Genomic DNA, 12541 nt, shown 5'->3' with positions numbered 1-12541 from the left:
AGCCTCATATCTTCAATAGCGGAAAGCGCATCCCAGTTTGGACCTCCATTCTGGGATGCGCTTTCCATATAGAGGCTTAACGGGAAACCGCATCCCAGTCTGAACGCATATTCCGGGACGAACTTTCCGAAACCCCACCGTTTGGGAAACTGCAACCCGTTCTGAGCGCTCATTCTGGGACGCGCTTTCCGCCGAGTCCGCGGCAGCTTGTCCTACCCCGCCAGATACGTTTCCAGCGCGGACAAAGACGCCTCCGCATCGCGACGGCCGATCTGATAGATGCGTTCGAGTTCCTCGGGCTCGCGGCACAGCGACGGCACCTTCACCGATTCGCTCGGCCGCACCACAAAGATCTCGCCAGCGGCCTCGCGACGCGCCAGGTCGTCGAGCGTGGCGTTATATACCTCGTGCCGGTGCTCAAGCGCCGCAACAAACTCCGGATAGTGACGATACACGCGACGCAGCATAGGCATCACGCTATTGGGCTGCTTTACAAAGCCCGCCGGCTGCGTCAGCACCACCACGTTGCGGTCATAGCCCTGCGCAAACAGCCATGCGCTGGGAATGGAATCGGCAACGCCGCCATCCAGGTACTTGTGCCCCTCAATGGCAACGGGTCGTGTTGCCACGGGAATCGCCGACGACGCCCGGATCCACTCGATATCATGCTCATCACCGTAAGGCAGGTCATGGTAGACGGCCCGCCCCGTCTTAAGATCGGTGCACACGCAGGTAAACCGCATGGGGCAGGCACGATAAGCCTCCAGGTCGATGGGATCGCGATCGATGGGAACCTCGTGATAGGCAAACTCGGCATTGAACATGTCGCCGGTTCGCAGCCAGCTCGTCACGCTCGCATAGCGCTTGTCGGCGCAATAGGCCTTGTTGTAGCGAATGGCACGGCCGATCTGGCGCGATTTAAAGTTGTAGCCAAACGCCGCGCCCGCCGAGACGCCCACCATATGGTCACAGGTCAGGCCGCACTCCATCCATACGTCGAGCACGCCCGCCGTATACATACCGCGGTAGCCGCCTCCCTCGAGCGCAAGCCCCACCGTGGGCGTCGTATCTGGCTGTGCCATGCGACCATCTCCGTTCCTGCGTTTTAAAACGAAACAAGTATACCAGTCAACATATATCGCCTCAGTCGCATTTTCATCGAACATCGTCGCGTTACCGTTTGGCGAATAATGGCGAATAATGGCCGCCCGCAACATGGGCACCCCTACATAATTCCATACACTTGTTTATACTACTCAGTAGTTATCAGCAACGAACGTCAGCCGACAAATAAACCCAACGACGCAGCAAGGCGGGGGCTTGGAAACACGCGAGGCGTTGAGCAACAACGCGTGTGCACAACGAGCTCGCCCGACGCAATCCGCCCCGACCCCAGAAAGCCGCCTACAGCATGGATACCCCCAGCAATTACACTGAAACGCTCGAAAAGACCGTCCGCGACCTTCTCAAGCGTCAGGAGGATCTGGTCAGGACCGCCTTTACCGACCAGCTTACCGGGCTTGGCAACCGCGGCGGCTTTGCCCGTTCCCTCGAGGAGCTCTGGGAGCAGGACACCCCCGTTACCATGGCGTACATCGATATCGACAATCTCAAGCACTGCAACGACGTCTTTGGCCATGACGAGGGCAACCGCTATATTTTGCAGGTAAGCCTCTATCTCAAGCTGTATATGGAGGTGGACGAAGCGGCGTTTCGTCTGGGAGGCGACGAGTTTGCCATCCTGTCTACGATTGCAACCGAGGACGACCTCGCCGAACGTCTGGAACGCTGCCGAACGGTCCTGCTCAAAAACAACGATGCCGAGATGCCTCACTCGTTTAGCTACGGAGTGGCACACGCCGACCCCGCCCTGGGCGAAGCCCCCAATCGCTTGACGAACGATGCCGACCATCGCATGTACGACTACAAGCTACGTCATGCCGTGCACCTTGATCGACGCAATATCGCACAAGCCCACACCGACGACTTCGAAATAAGCGATCGAATTTTCGATGCCCTTTCGATGCTCAACGAAGGCCGCTATTTCTTTATCGAGAACTTGGACAAACATCGAACCCTTTGGTCACAAGGCGCCTTGCGCGATCTTGGTCTTCCTTCGGAGCATATAGACAACTGTCACGATTATTGGAAAACGCGTGTCCATCCCGATGACCTTGAGGCCTATACCAACGACATCGACCAAATCTATGACGGCTCCAAACATCGTCACGTCATGCAGTACCGCGTGCGCAATGCCGCCGGCGATTACATCCTCGGCCGTGCTCGCGGGTTTCGTATCGACGGCGACGGAAATGTCCCCTCGCTCTATGTCGGCGAGCTCGTCAACCACTCGCTTGCCGAGACCGTCGACGCCGCCACGGGTCTCGGAACGCAGCGCACGCTGATCAACGCTATCGATGCCTGCCGTCGCGACCGTTGCGAGACGGGGCTTATAGCAGTGCGCGTTCGCGGCACGGCAAAGCTCAACGAGCTCTACGGGGCCGAGGCCGTCGACAACATGCTCGCCGAATACGCAGGCCGCATGCTGTCGATTACTCGCGGCAGGAGTCGCGTCTTCCGTTCACGCAACGCCCAGTTCGTCGTGCTTAGCAACAATTTGGATCACGAAGCATTCGAGCAACTGATCCAACATCTCAAAGAGGCCGTTTTCGCTCCCGTTCGAATCGCGGGCGACACTATTACCCCCGTCTGTCTTGTCGTTCCGGCCTTTTACGAGCACCTGACCAATCAAACGGCCGCCGTTTTAGGCGAACTCGACCGTCGCATTCGCACGGCCGGCGGGCTTGTTCCCAACGACAGCCTCCCCATACCCGAGGTGGAGCGCAAAAGCGCCATCGCCGAACGCATCGATCCGCTCACGGGTCTCTATCGACCCAGCGAGTTTATGCGCCGCGCCAACGAATTTCTCGAGACAAGGCGCAACGGCGCCTGGTGTATCGCCACCGTCGATATGGGGCACATGCGACTGTTCAACGAATGGCACGGACAGGCCGAGGGCGACCGCGTACTCGCCGATGTGGGCACGGTTCTCAAGGACATCGAGAATGCCGCCATGGGCGTCGCAGGGTACTGGGGCCAAGACGATTTTTGCGTACTCATCCCCTTTGAACACGACACCGTCCATCAGATCTATAGCCGCATTCGCCAGGCCGTGGCCAAGCATGATGACGGCGTGGGCTTCTGGCCGTCCATGGGCGTCTACCCCATCGACTCCAACGAGGAAATCACCATCGATGCGCAGGCCAAGGCCATGTTTACCAATCGGCGCGCAAAAAACGACTTTAAGGAGCGCATTGCCATTTTCCGCCCCGAGGAATACGAACACGAAATCGCGTTCCACCGCACGCTGACCGAATTCCAGTATGCGCTCTCAAACGGCCGCATTACCTACTACTTGCAGCCCCAGGTCGACATGGAAACCGGCGAGATCGTTGGCGCCGAGGCGCTCACACGCTGGATTGACAAGGATGGCTCCCTCATTTCACCTACCACCTTTATCCCCGCTCTCGAGGAAAGCGGTTTTGTGGTGACGCTCGACAAATATGTTTGGCAGGGCGTCGCCTCGTGGCTGCGTGAGTGCATCGATCGAGGGCTGCGCGTAGTTCCGATCTCGCTCAATGTGTCGCGCGTGGATATCCTTGCCTGCGACGTCGCCGAGCATATGGGGGCGCTTGCCGCCCAATACAACCTACCGCCCGAGCTCATGCGCATTGAGATCACCGAGACGGCTTATACGGGAGAGTCCGAGGCCGTGGATAAGCTGACGGCCGACCTACACACTCGCGGTTTCTCGACCTACATGGACGATTTTGGCACCGGCCAGTCTACGCTCGCGATGCTCAAGAACGTCAACGTCGACGTCATCAAGCTTGATCGCACGTTTGTGCCCACCGACCGCGATCAAAGCCGTAGCGCGCAAATCGTTTCATCAATGCTCGAGATGGCGCAATCGCTCCATCTGCCCGTTGTAATCGAAGGCGTCGAGACAAACGAGCAGGCGAACATGCTGCTCCAAATGGGTGCCCACTACGCTCAGGGCTTCCTCTACTACCGCCCCATGCAGGCAAAGGATTTTGAGGCATTGCTCGATGGCGGTAACAAAAACTGATACGCTCGCGCGCAAAACGATACCGCCGAAGGGGCGCTTGTCCCCATTGGCTAACTTATGCCCCCAATCCAAACCGAATTGGGGATATGATGCAAACCACTGTTGTGCCCAAGGAGGTTATCCATCATGAACGAGTCGTATCGCCTGGGCGAGCAATCGATCATTGCCTATCTTCAGCGACTTGCGAACGGGGTCTCGACCGCCGAGCTCGATGTTGCCGCGCTGCCCACGGAGCTGTGCGCCATCGGCGAGCAGCTACAGAAGACATTTGCCATCCTGCAGCAAGAACGCGAGCTGCTTGAGCGCGGCGCCTATATCGATTCGCTCACCAATCTTGGCAACCGTGCTGGACTCCACCGTTATGCCGAGCTGCTTTGGCACAAAGGCACCCCCTTCACCTGCGCTTATATCGATATCGATCGCCTTAAGCATTGCAACGATACGTTTGGCCACACCGAGGGCAACCGCTACATTCTGGGCATCTGCCGTGCACTCACCGAGACAATGGAACCCAATGACCTGCTGTTCCGTATCGGTGGAGACGAATTTGTACTCGTATCCCCCACGACAGATGAAGCCGAACTCGAGCAGCGCCTGGAGCGGACGCGCACCGACCTTATCGAGGCAACATCGGGCGGCAAAGCGCCCATGATCGCTAGCTTTAGCTTTGGCTGCTCGCGCGTCGACCCACTCGCTGGCGATACGCGTCGCCAGATGACCATGGACGCCGACCGCACAATGTATCGCTACAAGCTCATGCACCGTGTGCAGCAGCCGAAGGAAAACGACGCATCCATGCGCCCGATCGCCGATCAGCCTCCCTGCAACGACCGGGTGTTCCAAGCGATCTCCATGAGCTCCGAGACGCGCTATCCGTTTATCCTTAACCTCGATACCGGCGAATCGCAATGGTCGATTAATGCCGTGCGCGATTTTGACCTGCCCTCCCAGCATCCCTATAACTCGCTCGATATGTGGCTCGCCCGCGTTCACCCCGAGGACCGCGACAACGTGCGCAGCGAGCTCGATATGGTGGTAAACGGCGCGTGGCACTTCCATTACATGCAGTATCGCGTCATGAATACCGCTGGTAAATATGCGCTGTGCGAGTGTACGGGCTACCGCTTGGATAGCACCGAAACCGAGCCCAACATGTATGTGGGCATTATCATCAACCGAAGCTTGGCGGATACGACCGATTCCGTGACCGGCCTGGGCGATATCCACGCCCTGGTCAACGCCATTGGCGAAATGCGTCGCGTGGCGCGCAAGGCAGGCCTGGTCGCCATCAAAATCGACGACATCGCCAAGGTCAATGCCCGCTTTGGCTTTGATGCGGGCGACCGCGTTTTGGCAGAAAGTGCCGCCTGCCTCATGGACTGTTCGCGCGGCAAGGGCCGTCTGTTCCGCTCGACCGGACCGATGTTCGTGGCGCTTTTCGATGACCTTGATCCCGAAGAGACCGACGCGATCGCAGAAGAAATCGAGCGGTTCTTGGGGTCGCCCGTACTCTTTGGCTCATTTGAATATCAGCCGCCCATTCGTGTGGCCACACTTCATCTAGATGCCGTCGACCGACAGCCCGTTTCCATTTTGAACGAGCTCAAAGCGCTACTTGAAGAGGCACCACAAGTACCGGGCACCAAGCTGGACTAGCGTTATGGGGCGCGATGTGAAACACAAGCCGTTTCACATCGCGCCCCACGCCATCTACCCTCTCGTGGGATAATCCTCCGCAGAAGTCACCGACAGCAGAGGGAGTTTGTGATGAAGGTTCTTTTGGTCAATGGCAGCCCCAAGGCAAACGGCAACACCGCCCGCGCACTCACCGAGGTCGCAGAGCAACTTAATGCAGAAGGCATTGATACCGAGGTGTTTCAGCTGGGCGCCAAGCCCATTCGCGATTGCATCGGTTGCGGCCAGTGTGGCAAGCTTGGCGGTCGCTGCACCTTTGACGACGACGTGGTCAACGAGCTGATCGCTGCCGCCGAACAGGCCGACGGCTTTGTCTTTGGCTCGCCTGTCTACTACGCGCACCCCAGCGGCCGCATTCTCTCGGCACTCGATCGCGCATTCTATGCCGGTAGCAAAGCTTTTGCACACAAGCCGGGCGCTGCCGTCGCCGTCGCCCGTCGCGGCGGTACGTCGACAACGTTCGATGTACTCAACAAGTACTTCACCATCAACCAGATGCCCGTGGTCGCCTCCACCTACTGGAACAACGTCTTTGGCGCTGCGCCGGGCGAGGCCGATGGAGATGCCGAGGGTCTGGCCACCATGCGAAACATCGGCAAAAACATGGCCTGGCTCCTTCGTTGCATCGAAGCAGGAAAGGCCGCTGGCATCGAAGCCCCCGAAGCCGATCGCGAGCGCACCAACTTCATTCGATAGAACGGCGGGACCGTGAATATTCAAATTTTCGGGACTAAGAAGTCCTTCGATACCAAGAAGGCGCAGCGTTATTTTAAGGAGCGCCGTATTAAGGTGCAGTTTATCGACCTGAAGGAAAAGGAGATGAGCAAGGGCGAGCTCACGAGCGTGATGCAGGCGGTCGGCGGCATCGACAAGCTGCTCAACCCCAAGGCCAAGGACGAGGAGACGCTCGCGCTCATCCAGCACCTCACCCCCAGCCAGCGCTTCGACAAGCTGCTCGAGAACCAGCAGGTTCTGGCCGAACCCATCGTGCGCAACGGCAAAAAGGCCACCGTCGGCTATTGTCCCGACGTATGGGGAGCCTGGGAGTAGCCTGTGTTATTTGCCAGCGCGTGGGTATAAGAGCAGGCGTTTGGCATAAGATTCAACTGTAAGCCATGTCTAACAAAGGAGGGCACATGCCCAACAAACCCGTGAAGATCATCATGCTCACCGGATACCTCGGTGCCGGTAAGACCACGCTGCTCAACCACATCCTCGCTAACGACGGCGGCATCCGCGCCGCCGTGATCGTCAACGATATCGGCGAGATCAACGTCGACGCCAGCCTCATCGCCGACGGCGGCCTTTCCGAGACCGACGACCTCATCCCGCTCACCAACGGCTGCATCTGCTGCACGCTTTCGGACGACCTGGCCAACCAGCTGCAGGGCATCGCCGACTCGAGCAAGTTTGACTACATCATCATCGAGGCCTCGGGTATTTGCGAGCCTATCCCCATCGCCTACACCATCTCGAGCTTCTGCGACGAGGCCAAGGTGGGCGGCGAGCCCAAGCTCGCCCTCGACAACATCGTGGCAGTGGTCGACTGCGCCCGCATGTACGACGAGTTCAACGGCGGTCGCGACCTGCTGGCTGAGGATATCGACGAGGACGACATCGAGAGCCTGCTCATCCAGCAGATCGAGTTTTGCTCCACGCTGATCCTCAACAAGACCGATACCGTCACGCCCGAGCAGATCGCCGAGCTCAAGGCCATCGTGCGCAGCCTGCAGAAGGACGCCGTGATTGTCGAGGCCCAAAACGGCGAGGTCCCCATGGAGGAACTGCTCGACACCGACCGCTTCGACTTTATGCGCGCCTACAACTCCGCCGCTTGGATCGAGGCCATGGAGCATCCCGAGGAGCACGACGACCCCGAGGTGCTCGAGTACGACATCGAGACTTTCGTCTACTCGCGCCGCAAGCCGTTTGACCTGCAGAAATTCACCGATTTTGTTGAGCAGGAGTGGCCCGACGAGGTCATCCGCGTCAAGGGTCCGCTGTGGCAGACCGGCAATCCGGACATGTGCTACATGTTCGAGCAGGCAGGCCACCAAATGCGCCTGATGGAGAACGGTCTGTTCGTTGACTCCGCGCCCGAGGGCGAGAAGCAGAAGATCATCGACGAGAACCCCGAGATCATGCAGATTTGGGACGACGAAACGGGCGACCGCATGACGAGCCTGTGCATCATCGGCCGTCACATGGACAAGGATGCGCTCATCGCCTCCCTCGATGCCTGCCTGACCGACTGGCACCGCGCCTAGGTTTATCCAAGCGGGCATTTTCCGCCTACGTAACCGCCAAACCACCACGAAGGTGCCCTTCGTGGTGGTTTTTCGTTCTGAGCCAAGGAGATTCATGTTCAACATTGTGCTGTATGCGCCCGAGATTCCGGCCAATACGGGCAATATCGGCCGCACCTGCGTGGTTACCGGCACCCGCCTGCATCTGGTGGAGCCACTGGGCTTTTCGCTCGACGACAAGACGGTGCGTCGCGCCGGCCTGGGCTACTGGCAAAACTTGGACGTGACGACCTATGCCGGCTGGGAGGATTTCCTTGCTCGCAACGGCCTCTCCCCTGCCGACGAGCGCCTGCACCTGCTGACCAAAAAGGCACGCCGCACCTATGCACAAAGCACCTACCGCGAGGGCGACTATCTGATCTTTGGCAGCGAGAGCTCGGGGATTCCCGAAGAGCTGCTCGCCGCGGCGCCCACATGCTGCGAGCGCATTCCTATGCTGCGCGATTGCGACTCACTCGATAACGCCGAGGCCTGGGAGGCCCACGAGGAGGCGCTCGGGCATACCGAGGATAGCCACGGGGCCATCCTTCGGCAGGATATCTGCGGCAACTTCGTCGACCCGAACGACTACCGCATCAGCGCACTCAACCTCTCCAACAGCGCCGCCATCGTCCTCTACGAGGCCCTGCGCCAGACAAACTTCCCCGGAATGTGACAAAGGGACAGTCCCTTTGTCACATTGATGCACCAAATAACGAGCCATCGCTTTTAATCAGAATTAACTAGAATAAAATGAAGTTAAACGGCGGTGTGAAAGGAGCGCCTTGTGGAGTATCTCGAGAACCCGTTTACCCCCAGTTTTGGTGAGGTTCCTGCCCATCTCGCCGGCAGACAACAGATTATTCGGGATTTGGACCGTGCCTTCTTGAGCCAGCGCAGACGCCCGGAATTGACCTCGATCTTCTCAGGCGCGCGTGGAACCGGTAAAACCGCACTCATGTCATCGCTCGCGACAAGAGCGGAATCCCACGGATGGATAGCGGTAAAGACGACCGCGCTCTCGGGAATGCTTGAGGAAATCGAGCTCGGGGCGAAACGTGCTGCAGGCCATCTCATCGACCCGTCTAACAACTTCGAAGTCACCGGTCTCGGAATTGCACCGCTCGGCAGTATCGAGGTCAATCGCGTTCACGATGCCTCGACTTGGCGTTATCGCATGAGCGACATCATCGACCAGCTCAACGAAGCGGGCACGGGTCTGCTCGTCACGGTTGATGAGGTCGACCCGATGCTCGACGAAATGATCCAGCTCGCAGCCACGTATCAGCACTTTGTGACCGATGGGAAACGCGTCGCCCTACTCATGGCGGGGCTTCCCAACAACGTCTCGACGTTGCTGAACCACAAGACGGTCTCGTTCCTTCGCCGCGCCCAGCAATATCATCTGGGGCGTATCGCCGACTACGATGTACGCGAGGCCTTGATCCGAACGATCCAGGAAAACGACCGTTTGGCGGATGCCGAGGGAATCGACAAGGCCGTTCGCTCGATTTCGGGCTTTCCCTTCCTTTTGCAGCTTGTGGGTTACCGCGCCTGGGATCTCACGAGCAACTCGAGGGAAATATCATCTCGCGACTTTGACCAGGGAATCAAAATCGCACGCGATGAAATGGACGACCGGATCCTCGCGGCGACCTATCGGGAACTCACTGCAGAGGACAAGCGATTTCTCATCGCCATGCTCGATGACGAGGAAGAGTCCACCACCGCTGACCTTGTCGAGCGCCTTAAGCGTTCGCCGCAACAGGTCTCCCGCTACCGACGCCGCATGATAGACGCCGGCATCATTGGAGAACGCGGGCGCGGAATCGTCGCTTTTGAATTACCGTTCTTCCGCGACTATCTCGCCGTTCAATGCGTGAAATAGGCATCGGATGTGACAAAGGAACTGCCCCTTTGTCACATTCAGTTATAGGTAGCGGCCAGTAATGCTCTTGGAGCAGGCCGCGATGTCGCCCGGCGTGCCGGCGCAGACGACTCGCCCGCCCGCATCGCCACCGCCCGGGCCCATATCGATCACGTAATCGGCATTACGGATAAGGTCGAGGTCGTGCTCGATCACGACAACTGTAGCACCCTTGGCAACGAGGCCGTCAAACACACTCAGCAACACCTGAACATCGAGCGGATGAAGGCCGATCGTGGGCTCGTCGAACACGAACACGGCATCATCCTGCACGCGGCCCATCTCGCTCGCAAGCTTAAGACGCTGCGCCTCGCCGCCCGAAAGCGCCGGCGTGGGCTCGCCGAGCGTGAGATAACCCAAGCCCAGGTCGTGCAGGGTCTGTAAGCGCGCCTGAACTTTCTTGAGCCCCACCGTAGCGTCGAGGGCCTCGTCCACACTCATGTCCATGAGCTGCGGCAACGTAAGCAGGCTCCCGTCCTTGCCCTCGCGATGGATATGCGAGGCCGCGTCTGCATAGCGTGAGCCACGACATGACGGGCAGACGATCTCGACATCGGGCAAAAACTGCACGTCGAGCGATATCGAACCCGTGCCATCGCACGTAGGGCAGCGCAAGGCGCCGGTGTTGTAGCTAAAGGCGCCCGCCTTATACCCTGCCGCCTTGGCCTCAGGCGTACGGGCAAAGGCGCGGCGCAGCTCATCATGGATGTCGGCATAAGTTGCCACCGTCGAGCGCACGTTGGCGCCGATGGGCGTAGCGTCAATCAGATTTGCACGGGCAATGCCCTCGGCATCGACCCAACGCACGTGCCCCGGCAGGCGCTCGCCGGCTGCCTGCGCCTTGAGTGCCGGAATGAGCGTCTCGAGCACCAACGTCGTCTTACCCGAACCCGAAACGCCCGTCACCGCGACCAAGCGACCGCGCGGGATATCGACTTCAAGCGGCTTGACGGTATGGATGGTATCGGTCGCCATGCGGATATGGCCCCGGTCGAACATTTCCTCGTCGGACACCTGCGGGCGCAAGCGCTTGGACTCTGCGCGCAAAAACGGGGCGATGCGGCTGCCCTGCGATTGTTCGACCTCGTCCACCGTGCCAGTGGCAATCACATTACCGCCGCCTGCTCCGGCAACGGGGCCCATCTCAACCAGATAGTCGGCTTCCGCTAGTACGCGCGTATCGTGGTCGACAACAACCACGGTGTTGCCGTCATCCACCAGATCGCGCATTACGCCCACCAAGCCGTCGACATTGGCAGGATGCAAGCCAATCGAGGGCTCGTCCAGCACATAGAGCACGCCCGTCGATCGGTTGCGCACCACGCGGGCGAGCTGCACGCGCTGACGCTCACCCGTGGAGAGCGTGGCACCGGCGCGGTCGAGCGAGAGGTAATCGAGCCCCAGGTCGACCAGGCGACGGGCCGTGCTCAAAAACGAATCGCAGATATCCACTGCCATGGGCTGCATCTCGGCCGGCAAGGATGCGGGCACCCCGCGCACCCACTCAATCGCCTCACCCAACGTCATGGCCGCGGCCTGCGCCAGATTGATACCGCGCACCTGGGGCTGGCGCGCAACCTCGGAGAGACGCGTGCCGCCGCAATCGCGGCACGGGCCCTCGCGCAAAAAGCGAGCCACGCGCTTTAGTCCCTTATCGTCCTTAACCTTGGCGAGCGCATTCTCGACCGTATAGACGGCGTTGTAATAGGTGAAGTCGAGCGGCGTGGCGCCCTCGCCGTTTTTGGGAACGTAGAGAATATGCTTCTTAACCGCCGGACCATGAAACACGATATCGCGCTCGGCAGGCGTGAGCTGGTTAAACGGCACGTCGGTGCGTACGCCCATCTCGCCGGCCACCTGCTTCATCAGATCCCACATGAGCGTGCCCCAGGGAAGCACTGCGCCCTCGTTGATGGTCTTTGACTCGTCGGGCACCAGGCTCGCCTCGTCCACCTCGCGCATGACACCGGTGCCGCCGCAGGTGGGACACGCGCCGCCGCTGTTAAAGGCAAGGTCCTCGGCACCCGGCGCGTAGAACTCGCGGCCGCACGTGGAGCACGTAAGCGACAGGCCCGCAGCCACGTTAAGGCTCGGCTCCACGCGCGCCCCGCAGTGCGGGCACACGTGATGGGCGCAACGGCTAAAGAGCAGACGCAGGCTGTTGTTGAGCTCGGTCATGGTACCAAAGGTCGAGCGCACGCCTGGCACACTGGGGCGCTGGTGCAGCGCGAGCGCCGCCGGCACGTGCAGGACTTCATCCACCTGAGCGTGCTCGGCCTGCGTTAGGCGACGTCGAGTATAGGCGCTGAGCGCCTCCAGGTAACGGCGCGAGCCCTCGGCATAAAGAACTCCCAGCGCCAGCGAGCTCTTGCCCGAGCCCGACACGCCGGCAATGCCCACGAGCCTCCCCAGCGGAATATCGATATCGATGTCCTTGAGATTGTGGACACGTGCACCGCGCACCTCGATAGCCTGCGGGCTCATCTTCTGTTCCGTCACCTTTAT

General features: G+C 59.6%; 9 protein-coding genes. 7 read left to right on the top strand and 2 right to left on the bottom strand.

What is annotated here, in order from left to right; translation table 11 throughout:
- Nucleotides 1–212: 212 nt before the first annotated feature.
- Nucleotides 213–1082, bottom strand: a complete 870-nt coding sequence (locus DW211_RS05000; protein WP_118259622.1) for a patatin family protein — start codon at nucleotides 1080–1082, stop codon at nucleotides 213–215.
- Nucleotides 1083–1411: 329 nt separating this feature from the next.
- On the opposite strand from DW211_RS05000, the gene DW211_RS04995 reads away from it, so the two are divergent.
- The 7 genes from DW211_RS04995 to DW211_RS04965 all read left to right on the top strand — a co-directional run bounded on the left by DW211_RS04995 (nucleotide 1412) and on the right by DW211_RS04965 (nucleotide 9997).
- Complete coding sequence (locus DW211_RS04995) at nucleotides 1412–4129, top strand: EAL domain-containing protein (RefSeq protein ID WP_118259621.1); 2718 nt, start codon at nucleotides 1412–1414, stop codon at nucleotides 4127–4129.
- Nucleotides 4130–4255: 126 nt separating this feature from the next.
- Nucleotides 4256–5785, top strand: a complete 1530-nt coding sequence (locus DW211_RS04990; RefSeq protein WP_118259619.1) for a diguanylate cyclase domain-containing protein — start codon at nucleotides 4256–4258, stop codon at nucleotides 5783–5785.
- Nucleotides 5786–5896: 111 nt separating this feature from the next.
- A complete protein-coding gene (locus DW211_RS04985) occupies nucleotides 5897–6520 on the top strand; it encodes a flavodoxin family protein (RefSeq protein ID WP_117842948.1) in 624 nt (207 codons plus the stop codon).
- Nucleotides 6521–6532: 12 nt separating this feature from the next.
- Nucleotides 6533–6874 carry an arsenate reductase family protein gene (locus DW211_RS04980; protein WP_022093957.1) on the top strand — a complete coding sequence of 114 codons (342 nt, stop codon included), beginning with the start codon at nucleotides 6533–6535 and terminating at the stop codon, nucleotides 6872–6874.
- 86 nt (nucleotides 6875–6960) lie between these two features.
- Nucleotides 6961–8091 carry a GTP-binding protein gene (locus tag DW211_RS04975; protein WP_118259618.1) on the top strand — a complete coding sequence of 377 codons (1131 nt, stop codon included), beginning with the start codon at nucleotides 6961–6963 and terminating at the stop codon, nucleotides 8089–8091.
- 94 nt (nucleotides 8092–8185) lie between these two features.
- Nucleotides 8186–8785: a tRNA (cytidine(34)-2'-O)-methyltransferase gene (locus tag DW211_RS04970; RefSeq protein ID WP_118259616.1), complete on the top strand. Its 600-nt coding sequence runs from the start codon at nucleotides 8186–8188 to the stop codon at nucleotides 8783–8785.
- 111 nt (nucleotides 8786–8896) lie between these two features.
- Nucleotides 8897–9997, top strand: coding sequence for an AAA family ATPase (locus tag DW211_RS04965; RefSeq protein ID WP_118259614.1), 1101 nt, complete (start codon nucleotides 8897–8899; stop codon nucleotides 9995–9997).
- 42 nt (nucleotides 9998–10039) lie between these two features.
- Here the strand turns inward: DW211_RS04965 and DW211_RS04960 are convergent, their stop codons facing one another.
- On the bottom strand, nucleotides 10040–12535 hold the full coding sequence (locus tag DW211_RS04960) for an excinuclease ABC subunit UvrA (RefSeq protein WP_233540951.1): 2496 nt from the start codon (nucleotides 12533–12535) through the stop codon (nucleotides 10040–10042).
- Nucleotides 12536–12541: the final 6 nt, after the last annotated feature.

The sequence above is a fragment of the Collinsella sp. AM18-10 genome, from assembly GCF_003471585.1.
Taxonomy (GTDB): Bacteria; Actinomycetota; Coriobacteriia; order Coriobacteriales; family Coriobacteriaceae; genus Collinsella.
This window is presented reverse-complemented; position numbering and strand designations above follow the sequence as displayed.

Excerpts from the sequence above, each read along its gene's own strand:
- DW211_RS05000 (WP_118259622.1), bottom strand. The coding sequence starts at position 1,082 with ATGGCACAGCCAGATACGACGCCCACGGTGGGGCTTGCGCTCGAGGGA.
- DW211_RS04995 (WP_118259621.1), top strand. The coding sequence starts at position 1,412 with ATGGATACCCCCAGCAATTACACTGAAACGCTCGAAAAGACCGTCCGC.
- DW211_RS04990 (WP_118259619.1), top strand. The coding sequence starts at position 4,256 with ATGAACGAGTCGTATCGCCTGGGCGAGCAATCGATCATTGCCTATCTT.
- DW211_RS04985 (WP_117842948.1), top strand. The coding sequence starts at position 5,897 with ATGAAGGTTCTTTTGGTCAATGGCAGCCCCAAGGCAAACGGCAACACC.
- DW211_RS04975 (WP_118259618.1), top strand. The coding sequence starts at position 6,961 with ATGCCCAACAAACCCGTGAAGATCATCATGCTCACCGGATACCTCGGT.
- DW211_RS04970 (WP_118259616.1), top strand. The coding sequence starts at position 8,186 with ATGTTCAACATTGTGCTGTATGCGCCCGAGATTCCGGCCAATACGGGC.